The organism is Thalassotalea sp. PLHSN55 (assembly GCF_052030545.1).
Lineage (GTDB): Bacteria > Pseudomonadota > Gammaproteobacteria > Enterobacterales > Alteromonadaceae > CANMXU01.
The window spans coordinates 105,476-130,843 of the sequence record NZ_JBPDIH010000002.1; the positions used below are offsets into that span (position 1 = coordinate 105,476).

Here is a 25,368-nt window from a genome sequence, read left to right on the forward strand (position 1 = left end):
ACACGTATTACCATGCGGCAAATAAGTAACGACTTATCAGTGAATATTAAGATAAAGCGCTTTTTAATTACACAGTAATCATATTAAAATGGCGCAGTAGTTAACATTAAGCAGCACTAACAATTTTTAACACCATCAAAAGCTGCGCTGAATTAGGCTACGATGAATTCATTTACGCTAACGCAATTAGCAAAAAAACAAAAAGGTAATAGCCATGCAAGACATTATTAAAGGTGTGCTCGAATTTCAAAATCACGCCTTTATAGAGCACCAAGCGTTATTTAGCAGTTTAGCCTCAAGGCAAAATCCTGAAGTGCTATTTATTACGTGTTCAGATTCACGCATTGATCCTAATTTAGTTACGCAAACTCGCCCGGGCGACTTATTTATTTGCCGAAATGCAGGTAATGTTGTACCACCTCACACCAATGAAACTGGTGGTATGACTGCATCTATCGAATATGCAGTGGCAGTACTTGGCGTGAAAGATATTGTTATTTGTGGCCATACTGACTGTGGCGCGATGAAAGGCGCATTAGATACTAAAGCACTTGACGAATTACCACATGTTCAAGAGTGGCTAGGTCATTGTCGTGGTGCTGTTGAAGTGATTAAAGAGCGACACGGCTGTGTTGAGCATCATCACCTAGACGAAGTAATTGAAGAGAATGTCTTACTGCAAATTCAACATTTGAAAACTCACCCTATGGTCGTTGCCAAATGTGCAACTAATAAGATCAGAGTTCATGGTTGGGTGTATCGTATTGAAACCGGTGAAATTAGTTGTTACGAGCCAAGTTCAAATAGCTTCAAACCGTTTAATCATGTCTACAGCGAAACCATCGAAGCTTTGTCAAAAGACAAATAAGCGCTTGCTAACACCCTAATTTGTTAGCTTAAAGCAATAAAAAAACGCTTCATTTAGAAGCGTTTTTTATTGATTAAATTATCATGTATCTCGCTTAGCGGCCGAACATTCCGCCACCGCCGCCCATACCACCCATTCCACCTGGTGGCATCATGCCTTTCATGCTGCGCATCATTTTTTTCATGCCGCCCTTACCTGACATTTTTTTCATCATTTTTTGCATTTGGGTAAATTGCTTCAAGAGCTTGTTCACGTCTTGAATTTGCATGCCAGAGCCTGCTGCAATTCTGCGTTTACGTGAACCTTTAATAATTTCAGGACGCTGACGTTCACCTGGTGTCATCGAGTTAATTATCGCTTCCATGTGAATGGTCATTTTGTCATCCATCTGGCCTTTAATTTGCTCAGACATATTGCCCATGCCTGGTAATTTGTCCATCAAGCCCATCATGCCGCCCATGCTTTTCATTTGCACAAGTTGTTCACGAAAGTCTTCAAGATCAAAACCTTTACCACTTTTAACCTTGTTAGCTAATTTTTCAGCTTTCTTTTTATCTACTTTTTGTTCAACTTCTTCAATCAGTGATAAAACGTCACCCATACCTAAAATACGTGAAGCGACACGATCAGGGTGGAAAGGTTCTAGCGCGTCGGTTTTTTCACCAACACCCATAAACTTGATTGGCTTACCGGTAATATGACGAATTGAAAGTGCGGCACCGCCACGGGCGTCACCATCGGTCTTAGTTAAGATAACACCGGTTAATGGTAATGCGTCGTTAAAGGCTTTTGCCGTATTCGCGGCATCTTGACCTGTCATGGCATCAACGGTGAATAACGTTTCTACTGGGTTGATTGCGCTATGTAAGTCTTGAATTTCACCCATCATGCTTTCATCAACGTGTAAGCGACCAGCGGTATCAACAATTAGTACATCAAAGAACTGTAATTTTGCGTGAGCAATTGCGGCATTAGCAATATCAATTGGTTTTTGTTTGATGTCACTTGGGAAAAATTCAACGCCAATTTCATCCGCTAAGGTTTGTAATTGCTTGATTGCCGCAGGACGATACACATCGGCACTAACAACTAATACCTTTTTCTTTTCACGCTCAGTTAAAAATTTAGCCAGTTTAGCAACTGAGGTGGTTTTACCCGCACCTTGAAGACCAGCCATTAAAACAACCGCTGGTGGCGCTGCTTTTAAGTCTAAGCTTTCGTTTTCTGCCCCCATGGCAATTTCAAGTTCAGAACGGACAATTTTTACAAATTCTTGACCTGGCGTTAAACTTTTTGAAACATCAACACCAACCGCTCGCTCTTTCACTTTTTTAATAAATTCACGAATAACAACTAAGGCAACATCGGCCTCAAGTAACGCCATGCGAACTTCGCGCAGGGTCTCTTTAATATTGTCTTCGGTTAAGCGGCCTTTACCGCTGATATTTTTTAACGATTTGGTTAAGCGATCAGATAAATTTTCAAACATGTTTAACTCGATAATAAAATTAACGGCATTGATTTTTAATAAATGGTGACAAATCTATTAAATTCAATAAGGGATAGCTTTGCTAAATTGCTGTCCATTATACCTTGGTCAGCCATAAGCGAAAGCATAAACTTTCACCGCTTGTTATTATCAATAAAAATAATCGAAATTAATGAATTAGTTTAAGAGTCGTAATCGCAAATATGCTAAAATTCCCACTTACAGATTTGTCAGTCGTTGTATCGTGTTTAAAGGTTTAAATGTGGAACAGTTAAGTTTATTAATAGAGAATTTTTTAGCGCTTAGTGCCGAAGCAAGTCCATGGTTATTGCTTGGTTTAATTATCGCAGGATTAATGAAAGCTTGGGTACCCTCAAAAATTTTAAGTAAACATTTAGGTAAAGGAAAACCTGCCATTGTAAAAGCGGCATTAATAGGTGCGCCTTTACCACTTTGCTCTTGTGGCGTTATCCCCGTAGCCACTGAATTAAGACGAAGTGGCGCCTCGCCCGAAGCAACCGCTTCATTTTTAGTGGCCACCCCAGAAACTGGCGTTGACTCTGTGTCTGTTTCGTACGCCTTGTTGGGGCCAATATTTGCAATTTATCGCCCGATCACCGCGATTTTATCCGCAATTTTTACCGGTATGTTTGTCGCGACAACAAACTCACAATCGGCAGCAGAACAGCAGGATACAAAAAGTACTGGTCAAGAAAAAACTAGCAGCTGTTGTGCGAGCCAAGCGGAAAATAAAACTGAAACAATAAAAACGCCAGCGGAAACGACCAGCGCTTGCTGTTCAACAACACCGCAGGTAGAAAAGGCCGAAGTAAATACAAGTTGTTGTGCAAGCAAACCAAGTATTTCTGAACGTGCTGCTGAACAAACAGAAAAAACAACGTCATGCTGTGATACAGAAGCAACAACTCAACAAGCAAGTATTCTAGCTAAAACGACACTTGGGCTTAAATATGCTGCCACTAAGTTAATTGACGATCTGATCATTTGGTTAATGATCGGCCTTATTTTCGCCACACTAATAAAAACCTTTGTACCGCAAGAATTTTTACTTAGTTACGGCACAGGCTTGCCAGCGATGTTAATGATGATTTTAATTTCAATCCCTATGTATATTTGTGCAACCGCATCAACACCTATTGCGGCAGGGTTAATTATGGCGGGCATTTCTCCGGGTACTGCTTTAGTGTTTATGATGGCAGGCCCTGCCACGAATATTTCAACACTTGGTGTGATTAGAAATGAAATGGGCACGCAAGTATTAGTGCGCTACTTATCTGGTATTGCTGTATGCGCGATTGCCTTTGGCTTGCTACTTGATTGGGGATTAAATCTATTTAATATTGATATCACCCAACAAATGGCTCATAGCCACAGTATGCTGCCGGATTGGTTCGGATTATCTTGTGCCGCATTAATCGCATTATTGGCGATAAAACCATTACGAAAACAATTTATTAGAGTTTGATCATATTATTGGCGTTTATATATGGAGTATGGCTAGCATTCTGATAGAATCAGCCATTGCTATGCGTATTTTATCGTCGTATTTTGAGTTACTTGCTCATTATTTACCTTAATAAAGATAAAGGCTATTTAGATTTTTTATGGATATTTTTTCAATCATTGCATTTGTTTTCTACATACTTGCAACTATTGCTATTGTTTCTCGATTATTCCACCCACAAGGGCCTAATCTCATTGTTGCACTTAGCTTAGGCGCTATTGCAATTATTGCGCATACCTTAACCAACTCTCATCTTTTATTAGAGTCGCACGAGATTAACATTAACTTACCTAACGTTATTTCGTTGGTGAGTTTAATTATTACCTTAACAATTACCATCGTTGCGCTTAAATTTAAAGTGAACCTATTACTGCCCGTTGTTTATGGTTTTGCCGGTATTTGGCAGTTGTTAATGACCTTTATTCCCAACGTAGAGCAAATACCATTGCACGCCGAGAAGCTATTTTTAATTAGCCATATAACGTTGGCATTAATTGCTTATTGCGTATTAATCATTGCGATGTTGTATTCATTCCAAGTGGCTTATATTAACTTCAAGTTAAAGAGTAAAAACCTGACTGCGGTTAGTCACTTGCCGCCACTAATGCAGGTAGAGCAGCAACTATTTACCATTTTGGCCATTGGCACCCTATGTTTATTTGCCAGTGAACTCACCGGATTTTTCTTTATTGAACGCTTTTTTGCCGCAGAAAATATTCATAAAACAGTGTTGTCTTTAATATCACTAGTGATCTACACCATTATATTATGGGGTCATTACAGTAAAGGCTGGCGCGGCAATAAAGTCTTATCACTTACACTTATAGCAACAGGCTTATTAACCTTATCTTATTTTGGCAGCCGATTTGTTAAAGAGTTTTTATTATCTTAATAATGCTGTATAACGTGTATAAGTTTTGTACAGATACAAAATGCGCGGCGATTAGACCATAATTTTTAATCGCCTATTTTTAATTACCTAGGATCCCCTTTTTGGACAGTATCTCCACAGAAATATTGTTTGCCATACTTGGCATACTTATTCTAATTTCAGCTTATTTTTCAAGCTCAGAAACCGGCATGATGTCACTTAACCCTTATCGGTTAAAACACCTTACTAAGAAAAAACATCGCGGTGCTAAACGTGTGAGTAAATTACTTGCTAAGCCCGACAAACTCATTGGTTTAATTTTAATTGGCAATAACCTTGTTAATATTTTTGCCTCGTTAATTGCAGGTATTATCGCAGAACGTCTATACGGTGATGCCGGGATCTTTTATGCAGGTTTATTACTCACCTTAGTTATTTTAATTTTTGCCGAAGTCACCCCAAAAACCTTGGCAGCGCTTTACCCTGAAAAGGTTGCTTTTCCAAGTTCAATTATTTTAACGCTACTATTAAAGCTGCTATACCCACTTGTGGTATCTGTTAACTGGATCACTAACGGCATTTTAATGTTGCTTGGTATTAGCTCTGAGCAGCGAGAGCAACATAGTTTAAGTACCGAAGAGCTTAAAACCGTGGTCAATGAGTCAAGTGCATTATTACCCGAGCGCGACCAAAACATGCTGGTCGGTATACTTGACCTTGAAAATGTCACCGTTGAAGACATTATGATCCCGCGTAATGAATTGGTTGGCATCGACATTAATGACGATTGGAAAAGAATTCAAAAACAACTTACTCAAGCCAACCATACCCGTGTATTGCTTTATCGCGATAATATTGATGATGTGGTCGGCTACGTGCATTTGCGTGACGCATTGCGCCTGGTATCAAAAAATCAATTTACCAAAGCCACACTACTACGTGCGGTTCGTGAATTGTATTTTATTCCAGAAGGCACACAACTGAATGTTCAGCTTCTTAAGTTTCAACATGCTAAAGAACGTTTAGGGCTTGTAGTGGATGAATACGGCGATATTCAAGGCTTAGTTACCTTAGAAGACATTCTAGAAGAAATCGTCGGTGACTTTACAACCACAATGACACCTACAGCCAGTGACGAAGTTAATATACAACCAGACGGCACCTACCTCGTTGACGGTAGCGCCACCATTCGTGATATTAATAAAGAAATGTCGTGGAGTTTTCCTACCGATGGGCCTAAGACACTTAATGGTTTGATCATCGAATACTTAGAAGATATTCCACAAGCTAACATAAGTGTGCGCATTTCAGGCTATCCAGTGGAAATTGTCGAGGTATGCGATAACATGATTAAAACCGTGCGTATATTGCCTGAGCATTTTAATGTTGCCGAAGACGATACATAACCGTTACGGTCTGATTTAAAAAGAGCTGTTGATATCGTTATTAACAGCTCTTTTTTTTGTGCCAATCTTATTACAACTTGCCAATTTAACCATCAAAAATTTTTCTTTAAACTCACAAATAATAATTTGCATTCAATTATCCTACCTTTATCGTTAACAGAATGCTTTTTTAAGCAACCAAATGTGGATAATATAGAAGCGCAAAAAAGTTAACCACAAAGTTATACACAGGCAGTTATCCACTTTTGCATTTTCCACAATTTCTGTGGATAACGGAGGCAAGCCCAATAAATTCTTGCGCTTGCGATTTGCAAACCCTTTTTAATAAAAATGTCATTTTTTTTTAATGCTTTCATGTAGGCCTTTGTTTGTAAGGAATGATGATTTTTTATTTTTTAAAACTATTAAATTGGTAAGAAATATGCAATGACTTGCCTAAACCCTGCGACGCGTATAACTGAGTAAAAAAAATATCAAAAGGGCAATAATCAATAACAAAAAAAAACTATGCAGGTGATTTTATACACAAGCATAGTTTTTATATTTATTTTGAATAACGATATACAATATTTGTTGCTTAACTCGGCCCTTTAACCGCGGTATTTAGCCAAAAAACAAGCGCCATAACCAGCCTTTGTTCAGCTCTTCTTCGCAACTTTTTAGTTGGCTACTGTAACGTTTAGCACGACTGTCGACTTTACGTGATACTGACACCAACCAAGCTTTCTTTTTATAGGTTTTACGCTTAAAACCACCCCAACCTTCGTGGTAGTTTAAATACTGGTTGTAAGCGTCCCATTTCGACACTTTATTAATTTTTTGCGTTTTGAAAATAAACCAGCCCATAAAGTCGATCGCGTCTTCAAAGTCATCACGATCTGCCCCTGAATTACCCGTTTCTCGCATATAGTCATCCCAAGTCATGGTTTTCGCCTGTGAATAGCCATAAGCACTACTCACTCGTCCCCATGGTATAAAACCCAAAAGATAGTCTCTTGGTGGCGCAGCGTCGGCTTTAAATGAGCTTTCTTGATACATCATGGCCATAGGTACATGAATTGGCACTCCCCAACGTTCGCGCGCATCTTTTGCAGCAAAATACCAATCTCGATGCTCTCTAAATATTTCACAAATATTTTCAGGGTTTTTAGGTGGCGGCGTAGCGCAGCCGGTAAGTAGGATCAGAAAAAATGATATCAGTATGGGTAATTTCATAAAAAACTTAATTAATACAGATAGGTATTTGGAACAACAATAATGCCAGAATAATTTTCCAATACCAAATTTAATCATCAAGCCATAGTGTTAATAAAAAACAGTAAAAATAAACACGAAAGATCAACAGCCCCTAAAAATAATGACGATAAAAATGAACTTTTTCCCTAGTGCATGCTCTTACTACGCGAGAGGTATTTTTATCCCTTTTAATTTCCTATAGTATTTCATGTTTTTTAGCGCATTTTTTAATGCGCTTTTTTTTGTCTTAAATTTGAGAACAATGAAAAATAATTGAGAAAGGCGAAATAAGTGATTAATAAATAGTGAGAAAAAAATAATTGAAAATTAATTCACTTTTTTCGTATAAAAAGTGAACTAATCAAAATTACTGTAGTCTTAACTATGAAAGCTAAACCTCCCTGGACTGCTTTCTTTATTTGTACGGCGCGTTGCCCTAACGCGCCTTTTTTTTGTTTATCAAATAGTTAATAGTGAATAATTTTAGATTAACTATTCACTTTTTTGCTCTGAAAAATACTCCGTTAAAAATTCGTCAAAGCTTTGGTTATCGTCTGCTTCAATATCTTTTTGTTGCTGATGCGATGCAGCAACGGTTTCTGTAAAGTATGTTTGATCGTAAAATTGATAATCTCTTGCTAACAGTTGCTCTCGATATTCACTTGCCTGCGCCAATGCGATTGCAGATAAGCTTTGTCCGTCTTCAATCAAAACTTTCAGTATTTGTGCCGACGGCGTTAAACTCGGGTCGTTAATTTTGGCATTTTCGACGGTAATTGCTTGGCTGTACTTAGTCGTTTGATAAGCGCTATCTAATAGCTTGGCAACTTGCGCAAGTTTGGCAAAAATTTCATTACCCCACTGCGTAACAGATTTTTTATCACTACCATCAACTAAGGTTAACTTTGGATCTCTGCCACGAATAACCACTTCATCCATGTTGCTTTCATAAATACGCTGCTCATCGCAACCAAGTTGTTGATCATCTTCTAAGGCGCAGAATGTGAGAAATACATCTAAAAAGTAGACTTGTTCAATACTAATGCCGGTATCAACAAATGGGTTAACGTCTAAAGCGCGAACTTCAATATATTCAACGCCACGCTCTTGTAATGCTTGTGACGGTTTTTCGCCTGACTTTGCAACACGTTTAGGGCGAATTGGCGCGTAAAGTTCATTTTCAATTTGTAAAACGTTACTGTTTAGCTGCTGGTATTTGCCATCAACCTTAACGCCAATTTTGGCAAATTTTTCTGACGGTAGGCTAATCGCCTCTTGCACGCCGGCGACATAATCATCGAGATTGTTATAACAAATTCTTAGCGACGATTGCTCGCTGTTGGTATAACCTAAATCGCTCATGCGTAGTGAAGTTGCATACTCTAAATAAATACTGCCTGACGGCGCAGTTTTAAAAGGTAACTGATGATCATGGCCTTGTAAAAACGACGGACATAAACTTGGCGAACTACCAAATAAATAGGGAATTAACCAACAATAACGTTTGTAATTACGTAATACCGCGAAATATTTTTCAGAAATATATTGATCACGAGGCAATTGGTTATCATCAAGTTCTTGCAAGGTTTGCCAAAAACTGTCAGGGAATGAAAAGTTAAAATGTATACCAGCAATAACTTGCATCATACTGCCGTAACGATTTTTCAACCCTTGGCGATAAACGGTTTTCATTTTGCCAATATTAGACTGACCATAATTCGCTAATGCTATTTTGCCTTGATCTTCAACAAAACATGGCATGCTCATCGGCCACAACAATTCACCGTCTATTTGGCTTAAGGTATATTTTTGAATATCTTGCAATTGCGCAATTGCTTGCTCTGGCGAGAAGGTCACTGGCGTAATAAATTCTAGCAAGGTTTCAGCATAATCAGTGGTAATACTTGGGTGAGTTAATGCAGAGCCTAATTGATAAAAATGAGGGCGTTCAGATAATTTACCTTCAGGTAAAACTCTTAAAGCTTCTCGTTCAATGCCTCGACCGATGCCGGTTAAAGCCGATAGATTAGCTTCTTGTTCAAAAGCCTTAAGGTATTTATTTAAAGAAGTTGTCAAAATAGTCCCTGTGCACACTGTGCTGAATTAGTACCCTATATCTGAGGGTAAAATAACACTTTTCAATGTTAAGCGAATAATTGTTGGCTATTGTTTCATATAATCGTTCACTAGACCGTGATCTAGGTAATTAAATTACAAAAAAATTGTTAAGATACATTTAAGCACATTACTCGATACATAAGTGATGATAGACTTTAACTTCATGTCAGTTCTAGTGAATTTAACGTTACATTAAGACCATTTAACAACTGCTTATAACACTTGTTACTTCACTCGCTATAATGACTTATTAACCAATAATTAAAATATATATAATCATGCAAGATAGCCCACTAAGTTTATTACCGCCATTATTAGCCATTGCCATCGCGGTGTGGCGTAAAAACGCCTTATTAGCATTAATTTGTGGCGTGTTTTTATGTTTTTTATTAAGTGAAAACTGGCAGATTTTCAGTAGTATTCAACTTAGCTTTTTGGCTATCACTAATGTATTTAATAGCTTAGGCAATATTTACATTGTTAGCTTTAGTTTGCTCATTGGTGCTTTGGTTACTTTAATGAATCAATCAGGCGCGGTAAATGGCTTTATTAAGCACTTAAGTGAGCTAAAACTGGTTAAGTCTTCTCGTCAAGCGAGCATGTTACCGACAGTGTTAGGTACTAGCATTTTTACCGATACCAATTTAAGTTTATTTACCGCTGGCATGGCCAGCCAAAAAGTATTTGATCATCACAATTTAAGTCGCGCGCGTCTTGCTTATTTAATCGATTCAACCTGTGCCCCGGTAAGTATTTTATTTTTAATTAATGGCTGGGGTGCGTATGTACTTGGCTTATTAGATGGTTACCAGTTTAACGATCCCGTTGGTATTTTAATTGGTACCATTTTCTATAATATTTACGCTATTCTTGCATTGGTATTAGCCTACTACACCGCCTATAGCGGTAAAGTATTTGGCCCACTAAAATATGCTAATTCAAACATAGAACTCAATCTTAAAGACAAGATAACAAAAATAGCACCTGCCAAAGTTATGTGGCTACCACTGTTATCGCTACTGTCTTTTACCTTGGTATTGTTATATGTCTCAGGCAATGGGGATATTCGCAGTGGCTCTGGCTCCTTTTCAGTATTTTGGGCGATCCTCGCCTCAATCGTAATATTAATAACGCTTATTGGCTTTTATCGTTTGTTAAATATCAAAGAAGTTGTTTCTTACAGCGGAAAAGGTATTTACAAAATGTTGCCTGCGGTCAGTATTTTGGTGCTCTCTTTTGCCTTTGGCGACGCAATTAAAGCATTGGGCACGGGTGTATACGTTAGTCAATTGCTCAACGTTGAATTACCAATTTATATGATGGCGCCGGTGCTGTTTATCGCCGCAGGCATTATGGCATTTGCTACAGGTACTTCGTGGGGCACTTTTGCTATTTTAATCCCTATTGCAGTGCCCATTGCTTTAGACAGCGGGCTACCGGTTGAGTTTTTAGTCGCTGCAGTGCTTGGCGGTGGTATATTTGGCGATCATGCCTCCCCTATTTCAGATACGACGGTTGTTGCATCGATTGCCAGTGGCTGTGATCATTTTGAACATGTTAAAACCCAGCTACCCTATGCATTATTTGCTGCGGCTGTAACACTGATTTGTTATGTACTTTATGGCTTAACTTTATAGGCAAAGTTAGATGAACCAACCTGAGCAAGAATTTTCAGCACCTTTTAGCATAGTCGATGAACAGCAAGATTTTATTATCGTTGATAAAGCCGCTAACGTGAATTTTCATGATGAAGGAGAAATTGGCGCAGGTTTGTTTAACCAGGTAAAAGCAGCACTGGGTAATAACCCGCTCTACCCAGTTCATCGTTTAGATAAAATGACCTCAGGCTTGATAATTTTTGCCAAAACTCTTGAAGCTGCGCGCTATTTCGAACAGATTTTTTCAAGCCATCAAATTGAAAAGTACTATATTGCCATCAGTGAAAATAAGCCGAGTAAAAAACAAGGCTTAATCAAAGGTGATATGAGTAAAAGTCGTCGCGGTATGTATAAATTATTGCGCACGCAAACAAACCCAGCTATAACGCAATTTTTTTCCTACAGTATTGGGCAAGGTAAACGCTTATATTTGTTAAAACCGCATTCGGGAAAAACCCATCAGATACGTGTGGCCTTAAATAGCATAGCCGCGCCAATATTAGGTGATGCGCTCTACAATACCAATATCGCCACTAAGGCAGGATCAAAAATAAATACCGACAGAGGTTATTTGCACGCTTATGCGCTGGTCTTTGATTTTGATGATAAGTGTTATCAATATTGTGTAGCGCCAAGCACTGGAGATGAGTTTTTACAACCTAACGTTATTGAGCAACTGCAATCGCTAACAAAACCTTGGTTGCAGACATGGCCGAAGGTTAAATAAGCTGCTCTCGGCTTACGTCAGGTTTAAGTCATCAGGCTAGCTTCATCAAAAAACAATATATAAAAACATCATAAAAAAACCGACATAATGTCGGTTTTTTTATTCGATTCATTCAACGCTATTTTACAGCGAATGAATAAAAACAACGGCTATCGCTGTAGGACAAACAAACTTAGTATACCAAGGCCAAATTTTCCAAAAGACACTATGTTCAACGTCACTATTGCCTTCTTTTATCTCAGCTAATACATCGTTACGGTGCCAAATCCAACCAACAAATACACAACACAACATCGCAACAATCGGCTGTCCATATTGAGTTGAAATTATCGCAACCAGATCTAACATAAATGATAAGTTAAATACGATCACCATGCTAAACGCTAATATAATCAAACCGATAATGGTTGTTGCCGTTTCACGCTTTAAGTTATGGCGTTCCACTGCGTAAGAAACGGGACCTTCTAACATTGAAATTGACGAAGTTAGTGCCGCAATAGACATGAGCACAAAAAAGGCAAAGGCAACAAATAACCCGACATCGCCCATACTTTGGAACAAGGTTGGCAAAATAGTAAAAACTAAACTTGAACCCGAAACTAAGCTACCGTCTTCAGCAAAGATAGTCACACCTTGCGCCTGTGCAACGTACATCGCAGGAATAATAAGTAGACCTGCTAGAAAGGCAATAGAGACATCAATTAAGGTAACCTGAGCACCTAAAGTGACCAAGTTCTCTTTTTTCGAAATATAAGAGCCATAAATCACCATAACACTGGTACCAAGCGATAATGAGAAAAAAGCTTGGCCAAGGGCACTAATTAAGAGGTTCGGATCAAGAATGCTTGAAATGTCTGGATTTAAGTAAGCATCCAGTCCGGCACTTGCTCCTTCAAGCGTGAAAACATAACTACTTAATAGCACGAGTAAAACGATTAGCAATGGCATTAAACGTTTTGACCATTTTTCAATACCGTTTTCAACGCCATGGCGAATAATAAAGATAGTGGCCAACATAAATAACGAAGTAAACATCAAGTTGCGCGTTAGGCTGTGTGTTACCACCCAAGAAGCCCCTGTTTCAAAGCTGGCTAGCTTTAATACCGGCTCAATAGCATACGACATCATCCAACCAGCAATAATACCGTAAAAGCTTAGAATTAACGCCGCACAGATAATGCCACCAAAGCCAACTAAAAAGGCAAAGCGCTTTTGCCACAGTGTTTTAGACATTTTTTGCAAAGAGGTAACTGCGTTTGCTTGACCATAACGGCCAATTAGCAACTCTGCCATAAATGCAGGATATGCTAAACAAAATGCTAGTACCAAATAAACGAGTACAAACGCTGCGCCACCATTGCTGGCGGTTTGTGTTGGAAAGCCCCAAATATTTCCTAGACCAACAGCAGAGCCTGCCGCCGCCATAATAAAACCCATGCGCGAGCTAAACCCGCTTCGAGAAACTGCCATTCATTCACTTCTTTGTTGTTTACTTAATGCTGACTAATCTACTGAAACTTTTTTAAAAAGAACAGCCTGTTAATTTTAAAGTTAGTTATTTTTAGCAAAAAACGTCCAGTTCAGTAACATTTTTATGGTTAAGAAAATTGTCGAAAAACAAAATCGAAAACCATTTAAAACAAAAGGTTAGCATAGGTTTGCGTTATTTAAACAGGTAAGGTTGCCGTTAAGGTGTATAGCAATAAAAAACAAAAGATAACAAAAATTTTTTGCCCAAAAATACAAAAAGTGGCAACTTGCGCTTACTAAAGACAAGTTACCACTTTCAATAATAGTCAATTTTTCATGCTGACAATGCGGTGTTATTAATAAATATGCTCGTTAGCGTGGCGTTGCTTTATCTAATGCTTTAGCACGAGCATTACTAAATTCTTTCTCGACTAAGACACATTCAATCCCATTGTAAATCTGTGCTTTTTGCTTTTTCCCTGCCACATGTACTTTTTGACCAACAATTGCTGTTTTTAGCTGACTGACATTTTTCGACTTAATCTTCCAAAAGCTAATTGTTTCACCACCGCCAACTAATTCAACATAACACTTTACTGAAACCTTTTGGTTGTCGTTGTTAGCGGCATTCGTTGATTGCTTGGCCATTGCGGCTGCGTTAAACGAAACTAAGCTAAAAATAAGGCACCATTTAAAAATCATTTTCATATTTTACTCCCAACATGTGGTTGACTCACCACCTTTCGAGCCGACCTCATCAATCGTTAATGTGGTGCAATCTGGGTCGTTTGTTGCTTGGCTACCTGTTGCCGTGGCGGTTAAGGTAAACTGTGTTGCCCCTGATGACGTAGTACCAGCTATCGAATAATATCCCGACTCTGTTATGTACGGGTCGGCAGACATACCTAAACGTTGCATATTGGCAGTATATTCACGGTTGTCGACAAAGTATTGCTCTTGCAAATTAGCTAAACGTAAAAGCTCTCTTTGCGCTTCAAGCCGATTGGAACCACTAATAAACTCAACATATGATGGATAAGCGACACTGGCCAAGATGCCAATAACAGCGACAGTGATCAACAGCTCTATTAAAGTAAAGCCTTTGCTAACTAATCGGTTTATTTGCATTATTATTGTTCCTCAGTCACATATAAGTAAGTGCGCATTGTTTGCAAGGTAAAACCAACCGGGATAATTTTCCGGCCAACAATTAAATTACCAACGCCTTCATCGATGGTTTCATCATCACCATCATCTTCAGGAATAACAATCAAAGTTGGTGCACCCAAAAATTGCTCACTAATATAGGCAATGCGATCATCTCGGTTTTTAGAGTCTTCTGCGGCCCAATTATATTTAGCCGTACCTAATGCTAGGTCAACTGCATACAACCAAGCTTTACCATTTGGCAGCTCACAACCTTCAACGTCAACACCCAACTCCGGTGGAGTAAAAGCAGTGAAGTAGACTATGTTATTAATAACAATAGCAGTTTCTGTACTTTTCTCGCCGGACTGCGTTAGGTCAATATACCAACCAGACTTTTCACTAACCGCTAATTCAAGCGCTTGACGCCCTTCATCACTGACACTGCCAAATGGGTCGTTAGTATAGTCGTATAAATCACTAATTGTGATAGCGGTTGGAGTTTTAGGCTCTGCCTCGGCTGTGTAAGTTTGTGTTTTAATATTTTCATCTTTTATCATAAAGAAAATATCTTGAGTATCTTCACCTAGTGGATTTGACCTGTCGCCACTGCCAAGTAATATAGCATCGTAAGGTTTATCTTGTTTAACCACCACTTCAGATTCAACACCTTGGCTGTCAACTGTTGTGGTTTTAATTGTTTCTGAAATAAAGGTGCGAACAACTGACGCTTCGCTAAAAAAACGACGATCGGTAGCATTAGTATCGCCACCTAAATTTGCCAACTTAAATACTGACACATTAGCTGCTTTGTCATCTGGCATATCAACACGCCATAAATTACCACCAGTATCACCGGTATATAACCTATCAACTAAGCCATCACCATCACTATCTAAGGTTGAAATTGCAGAAGGAATACTGTCAGTACCGTCAAAGGTAGTACTGGCATTAGTTTTCGCCATGTTCCATTTTAACGCACCTGTTTCTGCGTCTACCATATAGATAGCTCTGCCAACACTGTCTTCATCACCTGGCCCTGAATTGTCTTTATTGATGTCGTAACCACCACCAAAAAACACCACAGGTTTTGCTGTGTCACCGGAGACATTAAACTTTGAATAGCCAATTTTAGGCTGCGACCAAGACTGACCTAAATCAGAAAAGCCTGACGTAGATGCGTCAATATGCCACATCAAGCTTGGACTTTCAGGGTTAGTCACATCCATTGCATAATATGACGTTCCACCGCGGCGAAGACCAAAAAAGACCCAGACAGTATCACTACCATTGACGATGCCATCGCCATTAAGGTCACGAATATGTGAGGTTATCCGGCCATCAACACCGTAGACTTTATCCGCCGTTGTAAAGTTATCTCGTAAACTTTTAATGTCTGATAAAAACTCACGTGGCATAAATGCCCAACTTTCACTCACAGTATCATCATTGTCTTTAAACATATGAAGTGCGCCAGCATTCGTGCCGATCATTATGTGAATTTTATCGCCATAGTTAATCACTAAAGGTTTTGAATGTAATGGATCGCCAAATACATCGTAACGCATATCCGTTTTATCACCATTATCATTTTCATCATCCACATCTAGACCTTGCGCCCATTGAATATGTTCAGCAACATCTTCTTCTAAAACATCTAATTCAGTTGCTAGTGCAGCTAAAGAGCCGAACACATTACTACCACTAACTAACTCGTCTAAAGTGAAATCTTTTAATGTTGCCCCTTGTGCGCCACCAATATCACTGTATAAGGTTCGACTATCCGCTTTACGCAGCATATCGGCTACGCCACCTTCGGCGACCTTATTACCATCTTTAGAACTTGACCAATAACTAGTAACGTCTTCTGAGAAGTGTCCTGACGACTCTTCAATGGCTGCATTGCCATTTTTACCTTGTTGGACTCCGCCAATAACCTTGTATTTTTTTAAGTTACCCTGCCAACGTGGGCCAAGGCCAGGTTGAAACATTGCATAATAAACCGAGTTTAATGTTTCAGTTCGGTCAAAGTTATTTGCCGCAACTGATGCAGAAGTTAAGCTATCGTTACTTGGTTCTAAACTTTCAAGTACGTTGATAAGCGCAGCGGTTAACGTTGCGGTATCATCAGCGGGGAAGTATTTACCCCCACCTTGCTCAGCTGCTGCGATTAATAAAGGCTCGGCGGTGTCTGTATCTTCATCTTCATCATCTTCAAGCGCAAAGCCGATGGTAAAGGTGGTTACGGTTTGTTTACCATCTAAACTGGTATTTACATCGTTATTGTTCATCCAGCCAGCCAGCGCCGCTAGGTAATTATCCGTACCGTTTAAATTAAAAGGGGTTCCCATTGCATCTTGGCCAGACTCAGGTATGGCAAGAATTTTTGAATCTGCTCCGCGATCAAATGTTGGTTCACCATCGGTAATTAAAATCACATAAGCTTTATCGCTACAGGAGGTAAATGGTGACTTATAAACTTTACTTTCTTCAATTGAAGTATCACGCGATGGCGTATTAGCCGTGTAGCCATTACCACTTTTATCATCATCGCCAAAATCAACGCCTTTACCGGCAAAGTAGCGAGATGCTTCGTATAAGGTTTCACATAATGGCGTCCAAGTTTCTGGATCTAAATCGTCATTAATAAGGTCTAATAATGTTGTTTTCGAGGCAGGTGTCGACTCTTGAATACCAAAAACAATTCGACCACCATTGCTATCACTATCGCCATCACCATCGTTGTAATTAAACACCTGTAAACCAAAATCAACAAACGGCGCTGAATTTACCAAGTTAGAGACACTTTCTTGAGCGATTTCAAGGCGACTTTTAATTTCATTGGCGATTTCTGCGTTATGATGCCAACGAAGATAATTATCTGTATACAAGGTTACCCGAGGACCAGACCATTCAACATTTGCATCGTTAATATCAGCAGCATGGTATTGTGGGTTTTGTTTGTTACCTTCACCATCTACTGGGTAACCGGGATCTAACGCGATAGCATCACCATTATTATCTAATACACCAGCATTACGATTATCTTTTGCTAAAACGTCATCTTCACAATCAATGACATCAATATTTGCGCCGTTATTATCTGGAATTTCAATCCAACGCCCCGAGTTACCCTGAAAGTCATATTCTCGAATTTGCCCAGTATAATAGCCAAATTCATCAAGTATATCTCTTGCCGTTTGACAACTATTAATATCATCTAAAAATCGACGAGATTCACTTGGACTGTCAGGCACAGGCGTCGACGCACCATCAACACCACCTTTAGTAAAATAAATAAATTTATCTGATAGTGAATTTAGGCCACCAACCGCGGGGTAAGTAATCGTTGGGTCGTATGAGGCTTTAACCGATTCGGTTGTACTCATACTGCCAGAATTATCAAAGATAATTAGCACTTGTGGACGTGTTTTAGCTTGTTTAACACTTTCGCTAATATAGAGCTCAATATCTTCACTAAAAGAAGTATTTGAAGCAACTAGCAACAAGCATGCGAGTATCATTTTTTTCATTGTAAAATCCCCAAAACAGGCATTGCTTTTAATTTTCAAAAACAAGCAACTATTGCACAACTAACACTTTGAAACGTTAACGCAATAATTGTTGAGCTATACCTGAATTCACATTGACCGTACTGTTCTTTTTACGGCCATAATTTCGATTTACTTGCACGCTTAATACGTTACAAGTAAATACTTGCGTAGAAGAAGCTAATCGAGAGTGGGGGCAATCAGCTTCTAAACCATATTGATTATTTATAATATCAACACTTGCCGTCGAACTTGTTTTAGTGCCTGGCAATAAACCAGCATCAACTGGAAAGTTGACAATAGGCTGAGCAAACGTATTGGTTGCGCCTGGTGCAACTTGATTAAATATCACCTCATCAACCGCGCTGATCGCTTCTTGTGTTGCGACCATTTTTTCTTCACTCGCCCCCGACATTTTCATATCAGTAGTCGTATTTTGCATTAGCGCCGCAGCAACGCCGGTAAGTGCAATTAAAAAAACTAACGAGACAATTAACACCACGCCCTGCTGTTTTTTCGGCAATAATAGTTGTACATTTTTTCGCATTTGAGGATTATTCCTTATTACCATGTATCTATCCCCGCGTTATATAAAGTGACTGTAGAGCTAAAAAGTAATCGACGATAATTGTCATTAAACTCCACTTCGGTATCACCTAATTGGTAAGTCTTAGTATTAGTGTACTTGCTATCGGGTAATACGCTACGTGCTAGCACATAAATTTTTACTGACAAAATACGACTATTGGCATCATTCCATAACGCTTGAGTCATGTTATCTGCTGAGATATAAGCATTAACTATTCCGTAACCGGGATCAGTTGGGTCAATGTCGGTATCTACCCCATACATAAATTTGATCATTTCAATGCCATCTATCAATGGCGAGAACGTCAGTTGGTTCGTTAGTTGCCCCTGCATTAATACAGGCACCACGTTGTCACCTTGCGACTCTTCCCTCACATAATAAATATGATGTAAGTAACGCCACACCCGGCCGTTATCAATATCAGGTACTGCACCGGCCGAAAAAATTGTACCGTTATTAATGTTGGTCACTAAATAATAAGCGCCTGCAGGTCCTACGGTTATTGGGTCGCCAAAGCCATCAACTAAAGGGCTAGACATAACACGCTTTAATTGCAAAATATCTGAGCCAACTTTAGCGTCATCACGACACCCTGACATAATCGACGCATTGGTTACCGTTTCCCCCCAAAGGGTTCTAAAGTGCCCTGTCGCTAACGGAAATGTGCCATTGTTGATACCGTCGCCTGCGCATTCTCCGGCAGGTGCAGCAGGTACAGGTTGCATACTGGAAAAATCGAGCGTGCCGGTATAGTCACCCCAAAAATTTTGTCGTAGTAAGTCATCAGATAAAATGCTGAGTGCAAACCGACCATTTTCTTGTAATTCGCCATAGGCTGAGGTTTCTGTTGTGGTCGTACGCATACCAACAAAAATACTTAACACGCCAGCAAATAACACTAAACCAATTGCGAGTGCGACAAATATTTCGATCAAGCTAAAACCCGATTGACCTTTAATTGATGTAGTTACACGTTTAGGAGTCTTCATTTTAATAAACAAATGCCTCCACCACTATTTGACGTCGCTGACGACCTGAGGTGCCACAATCTTCAGATTTTTTAGCATCCCTTATTTTGTCCTTACCTTGCCAGCTAATGACCACAGTAATGGCATTATTCGCTGCTGAAATACAACCTTCGGCACCAACTAAGCCACCGGTATTTGTTTCACCTGACTTTGCACCAGCGCCCATTAATGATTGCTCCCAACCATATAAGTCATGAGTGACCATTTGCGCAGGTGTACAAAGGTTAGCGGCAGAATCGCAGGTAGGCTCGGCGTCAATTTTTCCTGAACCATAAGGGCTTTGAGCAGTATATAACGCAATATTAGCATTACTATTATTTCGAATTCGTTCAACAATATCTTGAGCTAAGCCTGACGCTAATGAGCGCTGCATGGCATCAAAGCTGCCTTTTTTGGCAGAGGCTTGCATGGCAACCGCACCTAAAATACCTGTTACTATAATAAATAAAGCAACGAGTACTTCAATAAAAGTCATACCTGATTGTTTACGCTTCATTAACAAGCTCCCTTACATTACTAACATTAGCTATTCTTGCGTTTAAGCCAATGCTTTTCTTTAAGAAAAGAATAAGTTGCGCTTGAAATAATAGAGCTTGAATAAAAAAAAGAAAAGAATTTCTGCCTGAAATGACATGCAGGTATATTTTGCAAACGCAAAATACCTGTAGAAAAGTATTATATGTGTTAAAAATCACCTTTGTGAACAGCATTAACCCATACCTTAATATCCATATAATGTGCAGCACCTTCCATTAACTACTTAAAGTTACTACTCATTTTATTACAAAGTACACCAAGCACTAGTAACAAATAACTACTAGCGCTTATCTTTTAATCTACTTTAAGGCTAGCGCAATTCGGCGGGTACCGCAAATACTATATTTTCTTCACGACCCGAAAACTCGTTAACTTCTTGGCCACCCAAGCTTTTCAGTTTTTCGATTACTTGTTTAACCAATACTGCAGGTGCAGAAGCGCCAGCAGTAACTCCCACTTTATTGACGTTGTCTAACCAAGTTGGGTCGATATCGTCAGCCGTATCGATTAAGTAAGATGTTGTGCCAATTTTTTCAGACAGCTCGCGTAAGCGATTTGAGTTTGAACTGTTTTTAGCACCAACAACTAAAAATAACTCTACTTGACTGGCAATTGCACGCACTGCGTCTTGACGGTTTTGCGTCGCATAACAAATATCGTCTTTACGCGGCCCTTCAATTAATGGGTATTTTTTTTGCAAAGCATCGATAACATCACTGGTATCATCAACAGATAAGGTTGTTTGGCTGCAAAAATAAAGCTCATCGGCGTTTTTAACCGTTAAACTAGCCACATCATCTACAGACTCAATTAAGTAAATGCCACCAAGTTCGCTTTCATATTGCCCCATGGTGCCTTCAACTTCAGGGTGTCCGGCATGACCAATTAAAATACATTCAGTATTACGACGGCTTGCACGTGATACTTCCATATGCACTTTGGTAACTAACGGGCAAGTTGCATCAAATACTTTTAGGCCGCGTGTTTTGGCTTCATTTCTCACCGCTTTAGAAACACCATGGGCACTGAAAATTACCGTATTATCATCTGGCACTTCATCAAGTTCATCAACAAAAACAGCACCGCGATCTTTTAATCCGTTAACCACAAATTTGTTATGCACAACTTCATGGCGAACATAAATAGGTGCGCCAAATAAGTCTAATGCACGATCAACTATGCTAATGGCACGGTCAACACCGGCACAAAAGCCACGAGGGTTTGCTAATATAATTTCCATAAAGTCTACTTAACTTCCACAATATCAATAGAAAAAGTTACTTCTTGCCCAGCAAGCGGATGATTAAAATCTATCGTTACTGAACTACCGGATACTTCTTTGATCATTCCCGGTAATTCAACGCCACCAGGTTGCGTAAAAGTGATAATGTTGCCCACTTTGGCGGGTGCATCTTCGCTAAACTTTGAGATATCCATATAATGAATATTGTCTGGATTCGACTCACCAAATGCATCAGCAGCTGGTAAGGTAAATTCTTTGCTATCACCAGCTTTTAAGCCCAGCAACTCTTGTTCAAACGCTGGAGAAACGCTTTGATCACCCATATTAATTTGAGCAGGTTTATTATTTACTTTAGTACTATCTGCTGCCGAGCCGTCGGCTAGTTTCATGGTAATGTGTGCAATAATACTTGAGTCTTGTTTTACTACTTCCGTCATGGTGATCCCAAAGTTTTTTTCAAAATTTTAAATTAAGCTGTATTTTAACTGTTTTTGCTATTTTCGCTGTTTTCATCGTTATTGGTAAACGACTCCCAAATCATCAACGCCGCACCCACAAAAATGGCAGAGTCGGCGATGTTGAACGCAGGGTAATGAGAGCCTGCCCAGTGGAAGTCGATAAAATCAATCACGTAACCAAATAACACACGGTCAATAAGGTTACCTAATGCGCCGCTTAACATTAACGAAAATGCAATACCTAACAGTACATTTGATTTTGGTGTTTTAGCTAACCAAACCACAAAAATAACACTGGCTATTGCAGCAATGGCGGTAAAGAACCAACGTTGCCATCCGCCTTGATCCGCTAAAAAGCTAAACGCAGCACCTAAATTATGCACGTAGGTCAGGCTAAAAAAAGGTAGTAACTCAACAGACTCGTATAAATTGAAGCTGTTTGCCACCCATTGTTTAGTGATTTGATCTAACACTAAAAATATCACGGTAAGCCATAACCAACGCAAACCGGTTTCTGTAAACATTTTATTCATTAAACTACTTAAACTTCTTTGCTAGCAATTACGAAAAGCGACAGTTTATGCAAACTGTCTAACTTCACCATTTCCGTCAATATTGGTGATACAGCGACCACATAAATCTGGGTGCTCGTCACTTTGACCAACATCGTCGGTGTAATGCCAACAACGTTCACACTTAGTTCCTGTTGATTGTGCAACGCTGATCCACAAGTTATCCAACTCAGTTGCCGAAGCGCTTTCTGGCGCTTGCTCAACAACATTAACGGTTGCACCTGAGGTAATTAATACAAAACGAAGCTCATCGCCTAATAAGTTCAACTTGTCAGCTAATGCTTGATCTGTGTATAAGGTTACCGACGCTTCTAACGCTTTACCGACCACTTTATCTTTACGAGCTAATTCAAGTGCTTTATTAACTTCTGTACGTACTTGTAGTAACTCTGTCCAGTAGTCGTTATTTAACTCAGTATCTTGTGAAGATTTTTCTAAACCTTCAAACCATACGTCAGTAAAAACAAATTCATCACGCTCTTGGCCGTTTACACTTGGTAATGCTTGCCAGATTTCTTGAGCAGTGAATGATAAAATTGGCGCCATCCAACGCGTCATAGCTTCTGCAATTAAATACATGGCCGTTTGACATGAGCGACGTGCATGACTGTCACCTTTGGCGGTGTATTGACGATCTTTAATGATATCTAAATAAAAACCACCCAGTTCAGTCGTACAGAAATTCATTAACTTGTGCACAACGACGTGAAATTCGTATTCATCGTATGCCGCAATAATTTCATCTTGTAGCTGTGCAGCTTTATCAACCGCCCAGCGATCAAGTGCCACCATATCATCAAAAGCAACTGAATCTGTTTTTGGATCAAAGCCATTGATATTGGCTAACAAGAAACGTGATGTATTGCGAATACGACGATAAGCGTCTGCCTGACGGTTGAAAATTTCAGTTGATACAGTAATTTCTTGGGTATAGTTAACTGATGCAACCCATAAACGTAAAATATCTGCGCCTAATTTGTTGGTAATTTCTGATGGTGTAATGACATTACCTAAAGACTTCGACATTTTGTGACCATTAACATCAACCGTAAAACCGTGCGTAAGCACTTGACGATATGGCGCTTTACCTGTCATCGCAACAGATGACATCATCGATGACATAAACCAACCACGGTGTTGATCAGAGCCTTCTAAATAAAGATCGGCGATATCATCAAACTCTTCACGAGCACCAATGACTGACGCGTGAGTGGTACCTGAGTCAAACCAAACATCTAAGGTATCAGGTACTTTAATAAATTCAGCCGCGTCATCGCCAATAAGTTCTTGCGCTTCTAAATCAAACCAAGCTTGAATACCTTCTTTTTCAACACGCTTAGCAACTTCTTCAATTAACTCAATGCTACGCGGGTGCAATGCACCGGTATCTTTATGAATAAATAATGCAATCGGTACGCCCCAGGTACGTTGACGTGAAATACACCAGTCTGGACGCCCTTCAACCATTGACTCAATGCGGCTTTGTCCCCAATCAGGGATCCACTGAGTATGCTTAATTTCATTAAGTGACGCTTCACGTAATGCTTTTTTATCCATGCTGATAAACCATTGCGGTGTTGCACGGAAAATAATTGGCGTTTTATGGCGCCAGCAATGTGGGTAAGAATGTTCAAACGCATGATGATGCAACAAAGCGCCATGTTCTTTTAATAGCTCAACAACACTCGCGTTGGCTTTAAAAACATGTTGCCCTGCTAATAATGGCGTATCTTCTAAATACACACCGTTTGCACCAACTGGGTTAGCCACTTCTAAGTCGTATTTTTTACCAACCACAAAATCGTCTACACCATGTCCAGGTGCGGTGTGAACACAGCCAGTACCTGAGTCAGTTGTTACGTGGTCACCACAGATAATTGGTACATTAAAATCATAAAATGGGTGTTTAGCTTGCACTAACTCTAGGTCACTACCTTTGCAGAAACCGAGTGCATGGTATTGGCTGATACCAAAGCGGTCCATACAGGCACTGACTAAATCAGATGCTAAAATTAAGCGTTGTTTACCTTGCTCGCTTTCACATTGCACTAAGGTATATTCAACATCCGGGTGAACTGAAACTGCGCGGTTTGCCGGTAAAGTCCAAGGTGTTGTCGTCCAGATAACAACTGAGATATCACCTTCTCCTGAATGATTTTCAGGATGTGAAAATTTATCCGCTACGCTGCTATCTGTTAATTTAAAAGCAACATCAATCGCCGGAGATTGCTTGTCTTTATATTCAACTTCAGCTTCTGCTAACGCTGAACCACAATCTGTACACCAGTGCACAGGTTTAAAACCTTGCTGTAAATGTCCGTTTTCAGCAATTTTACCCAGTGAACGGATAATGTTAGCTTCGGTATCAAAATCCATCGTTAAGTATGGTTTTTCCCAATCAGCAAAAACACCTAAGCGTTTGAAGTCTTCACGCTGACCGTTAACTTGCTTAATGGCATATTCACGACATTTTTGACGAAATTGCGCCGCAGTCACTTTATGACCTGGCTTACCCACTTTTTTCTCAACCATTAATTCAATCGGTAGACCATGGCAATCCCAGCCTGGCACATACGGAGAGTTAAAGTCTGATAACGTTTTCGCTTTAACAATCACGTCTTTTAAAATTTTATTAACGGCATGACCTAAATGAATATTGCCATTAGCGTACGGAGGTCCGTCGTGCAAAATAAATGATTTTTTACCTTTTTTAGCAGCACGAATTTGACCATACAAGTCTTTTTCAGCCCAGCTTTTTAGCATTTGAGGTTCACGGTTTGCCATGTTTCCTTTCATCGGAAAAGATGTCGCAGGCAAATTTAAGGTATGTTTGTAATCACTCATTTAAATCGTTATCCGTTATTAAAAACCATTAA

General features: G+C 39.5%; 20 protein-coding genes. 6 read left to right on the forward strand and 14 right to left on the reverse strand.

Annotated features, from left to right (window positions below; translation table 11 throughout):
- The first annotated feature begins 214 nt into the window (after positions 1–214).
- A complete protein-coding gene (locus ACRRSQ_RS03655) occupies positions 215–868 on the forward strand; it encodes a carbonic anhydrase (protein ID WP_440874347.1) in 654 nt (217 codons plus the stop codon).
- A gap of 94 nt (positions 869–962) precedes the next feature.
- Here the strand turns inward: ACRRSQ_RS03655 and ffh are convergent, their stop codons facing one another.
- Positions 963–2,357, reverse strand: a complete 1,395-nt coding sequence (gene ffh / locus ACRRSQ_RS03660) for a signal recognition particle protein (protein ID WP_440874348.1) — start codon at positions 2,355–2,357, stop codon at positions 963–965.
- Positions 2,358–2,619: 262 nt separating this feature from the next.
- On the opposite strand from ffh, the gene ACRRSQ_RS03665 reads away from it, so the two are divergent.
- The 3 genes from ACRRSQ_RS03665 to ACRRSQ_RS03675 all read left to right on the forward strand — a co-directional run bounded on the left by ACRRSQ_RS03665 (position 2,620) and on the right by ACRRSQ_RS03675 (position 6,159).
- Positions 2,620–3,843: an SO_0444 family Cu/Zn efflux transporter gene (locus ACRRSQ_RS03665; RefSeq protein WP_440874349.1), complete on the forward strand. Its 1,224-nt coding sequence runs from the start codon at positions 2,620–2,622 to the stop codon at positions 3,841–3,843.
- A 139-nt stretch (positions 3,844–3,982) separates the two neighbouring features.
- A complete protein-coding gene (locus ACRRSQ_RS03670; protein ID WP_440874350.1) occupies positions 3,983–4,774 on the forward strand; it encodes a cytochrome C assembly family protein in 792 nt (263 codons plus the stop codon).
- Positions 4,775–4,875: 101 nt separating this feature from the next.
- Positions 4,876–6,159 (forward strand): HlyC/CorC family transporter, encoded by a 1,284-nt coding sequence (locus tag ACRRSQ_RS03675; RefSeq protein WP_440874351.1) that lies wholly within the window; start codon positions 4,876–4,878, stop codon positions 6,157–6,159.
- Positions 6,160–6,762: 603 nt separating this feature from the next.
- On the opposite strand, the gene ACRRSQ_RS03680 is transcribed toward ACRRSQ_RS03675, so the two are convergent.
- Together ACRRSQ_RS03680 and gshA are read right to left on the reverse strand one after the other, a co-directional pair.
- Positions 6,763–7,374 (reverse strand): transglycosylase SLT domain-containing protein, encoded by a 612-nt coding sequence (locus tag ACRRSQ_RS03680; protein WP_440874352.1) that lies wholly within the window; start codon positions 7,372–7,374, stop codon positions 6,763–6,765.
- A 513-nt stretch (positions 7,375–7,887) separates the two neighbouring features.
- The gene (gshA, locus tag ACRRSQ_RS03685) at positions 7,888–9,471 is read right to left on the reverse strand and encodes a glutamate--cysteine ligase (RefSeq protein ID WP_440874353.1); all 1,584 of its coding nucleotides are present in this window, start codon (positions 9,469–9,471) and stop codon (positions 7,888–7,890) included.
- A gap of 320 nt (positions 9,472–9,791) precedes the next feature.
- On the opposite strand from gshA, the gene ACRRSQ_RS03690 reads away from it, so the two are divergent.
- Both ACRRSQ_RS03690 and ACRRSQ_RS03695 read left to right on the forward strand, forming a co-directional pair.
- A complete protein-coding gene (locus ACRRSQ_RS03690; protein WP_440874354.1) occupies positions 9,792–11,150 on the forward strand; it encodes a Na+/H+ antiporter NhaC family protein in 1,359 nt (452 codons plus the stop codon).
- Positions 11,151–11,160: 10 nt separating this feature from the next.
- Positions 11,161–11,898: a TIGR01621 family pseudouridine synthase gene (locus ACRRSQ_RS03695; RefSeq protein WP_440874355.1), complete on the forward strand. Its 738-nt coding sequence runs from the start codon at positions 11,161–11,163 to the stop codon at positions 11,896–11,898.
- A gap of 123 nt (positions 11,899–12,021) precedes the next feature.
- Here the strand turns inward: ACRRSQ_RS03695 and ACRRSQ_RS03700 are convergent, their stop codons facing one another.
- From ACRRSQ_RS03700 to ileS, 11 genes are all read right to left on the reverse strand, one after another.
- Entirely contained in the window at positions 12,022–13,368 is a 1,347-nt protein-coding gene (locus tag ACRRSQ_RS03700; protein ID WP_440874356.1) for a sodium-dependent transporter, read from the reverse strand.
- A 372-nt stretch (positions 13,369–13,740) separates the two neighbouring features.
- Entirely contained in the window at positions 13,741–14,076 is a 336-nt protein-coding gene (locus ACRRSQ_RS03705) for a TapY2 family type IVa secretion system protein (protein ID WP_440874357.1), read from the reverse strand.
- Positions 14,077–14,079: 3 nt separating this feature from the next.
- Complete coding sequence (locus ACRRSQ_RS03710) at positions 14,080–14,496, reverse strand: type IV pilin protein (protein ID WP_440874358.1); 417 nt, start codon at positions 14,494–14,496, stop codon at positions 14,080–14,082.
- Positions 14,497–14,498: 2 nt separating this feature from the next.
- Complete coding sequence (locus tag ACRRSQ_RS03715) at positions 14,499–18,047, reverse strand: pilus assembly protein (RefSeq protein ID WP_440874359.1); 3,549 nt, start codon at positions 18,045–18,047, stop codon at positions 14,499–14,501.
- 76 nt (positions 18,048–18,123) lie between these two features.
- Complete coding sequence (locus ACRRSQ_RS03720) at positions 18,124–18,612, reverse strand: pilus assembly PilX family protein (protein ID WP_440874360.1); 489 nt, start codon at positions 18,610–18,612, stop codon at positions 18,124–18,126.
- A gap of 17 nt (positions 18,613–18,629) precedes the next feature.
- Entirely contained in the window at positions 18,630–19,643 is a 1,014-nt protein-coding gene (locus ACRRSQ_RS03725; protein ID WP_440874361.1) for a PilW family protein, read from the reverse strand.
- A gap of 1 nt (position 19,644) precedes the next feature.
- The gene (gene pilV, locus ACRRSQ_RS03730; protein ID WP_440874362.1) at positions 19,645–20,178 is read right to left on the reverse strand and encodes a type IV pilus modification protein PilV; all 534 of its coding nucleotides are present in this window, start codon (positions 20,176–20,178) and stop codon (positions 19,645–19,647) included.
- A 351-nt stretch (positions 20,179–20,529) separates the two neighbouring features.
- Complete coding sequence (gene ispH, locus ACRRSQ_RS03735) at positions 20,530–21,459, reverse strand: 4-hydroxy-3-methylbut-2-enyl diphosphate reductase (protein ID WP_440874363.1); 930 nt, start codon at positions 21,457–21,459, stop codon at positions 20,530–20,532.
- 5 nt (positions 21,460–21,464) lie between these two features.
- Positions 21,465–21,899, reverse strand: coding sequence for an FKBP-type peptidyl-prolyl cis-trans isomerase (gene fkpB / locus ACRRSQ_RS03740; RefSeq protein ID WP_440874364.1), 435 nt, complete (start codon positions 21,897–21,899; stop codon positions 21,465–21,467).
- Positions 21,900–21,943: 44 nt separating this feature from the next.
- Positions 21,944–22,453 carry a signal peptidase II gene (gene lspA / locus ACRRSQ_RS03745; RefSeq protein WP_440874365.1) on the reverse strand — a complete coding sequence of 170 codons (510 nt, stop codon included), beginning with the start codon at positions 22,451–22,453 and terminating at the stop codon, positions 21,944–21,946.
- Between the two features lie 45 nt (positions 22,454–22,498).
- A complete protein-coding gene (ileS, locus tag ACRRSQ_RS03750) occupies positions 22,499–25,336 on the reverse strand; it encodes an isoleucine--tRNA ligase (RefSeq protein ID WP_440874366.1) in 2,838 nt (945 codons plus the stop codon).
- Between the last annotated feature and the right edge of the window lie 32 nt (positions 25,337–25,368).

Bases quoted from the DNA above. Each gene is read 5' to 3' on its own strand.
- ffh (WP_440874348.1), bottom strand. From the start codon at position 2,357: ATGTTTGAAAATTTATCTGATCGCTTAACCAAATCGTTAAAAAATATC.
- ACRRSQ_RS03655 (WP_440874347.1), top strand. From the start codon at position 215: ATGCAAGACATTATTAAAGGTGTGCTCGAATTTCAAAATCACGCCTTT.
- ACRRSQ_RS03695 (WP_440874355.1), top strand. From the start codon at position 11,161: ATGAACCAACCTGAGCAAGAATTTTCAGCACCTTTTAGCATAGTCGAT.
- ileS (WP_440874366.1), bottom strand. From the start codon at position 25,336: ATGAGTGATTACAAACATACCTTAAATTTGCCTGCGACATCTTTTCCG.
- fkpB (WP_440874364.1), bottom strand. From the start codon at position 21,899: ATGACGGAAGTAGTAAAACAAGACTCAAGTATTATTGCACACATTACC.
- ACRRSQ_RS03680 (WP_440874352.1), bottom strand. From the start codon at position 7,374: ATGAAATTACCCATACTGATATCATTTTTTCTGATCCTACTTACCGGC.
- ispH (WP_440874363.1), bottom strand. From the start codon at position 21,459: ATGGAAATTATATTAGCAAACCCTCGTGGCTTTTGTGCCGGTGTTGAC.
- ACRRSQ_RS03670 (WP_440874350.1), top strand. From the start codon at position 3,983: ATGGATATTTTTTCAATCATTGCATTTGTTTTCTACATACTTGCAACT.
- ACRRSQ_RS03700 (WP_440874356.1), bottom strand. From the start codon at position 13,368: ATGGCAGTTTCTCGAAGCGGGTTTAGCTCGCGCATGGGTTTTATTATG.
- pilV (WP_440874362.1), bottom strand. From the start codon at position 20,178: ATGAAGCGTAAACAATCAGGTATGACTTTTATTGAAGTACTCGTTGCT.
- ACRRSQ_RS03725 (WP_440874361.1), bottom strand. From the start codon at position 19,643: ATGAAGACTCCTAAACGTGTAACTACATCAATTAAAGGTCAATCGGGT.
- ACRRSQ_RS03710 (WP_440874358.1), bottom strand. From the start codon at position 14,496: ATGCAAATAAACCGATTAGTTAGCAAAGGCTTTACTTTAATAGAGCTG.
- ACRRSQ_RS03720 (WP_440874360.1), bottom strand. From the start codon at position 18,612: ATGCGAAAAAATGTACAACTATTATTGCCGAAAAAACAGCAGGGCGTG.
- ACRRSQ_RS03705 (WP_440874357.1), bottom strand. From the start codon at position 14,076: ATGAAAATGATTTTTAAATGGTGCCTTATTTTTAGCTTAGTTTCGTTT.
- ACRRSQ_RS03715 (WP_440874359.1), bottom strand. From the start codon at position 18,047: ATGAAAAAAATGATACTCGCATGCTTGTTGCTAGTTGCTTCAAATACT.
- lspA (WP_440874365.1), bottom strand. From the start codon at position 22,453: ATGAATAAAATGTTTACAGAAACCGGTTTGCGTTGGTTATGGCTTACC.
- ACRRSQ_RS03690 (WP_440874354.1), top strand. From the start codon at position 9,792: ATGCAAGATAGCCCACTAAGTTTATTACCGCCATTATTAGCCATTGCC.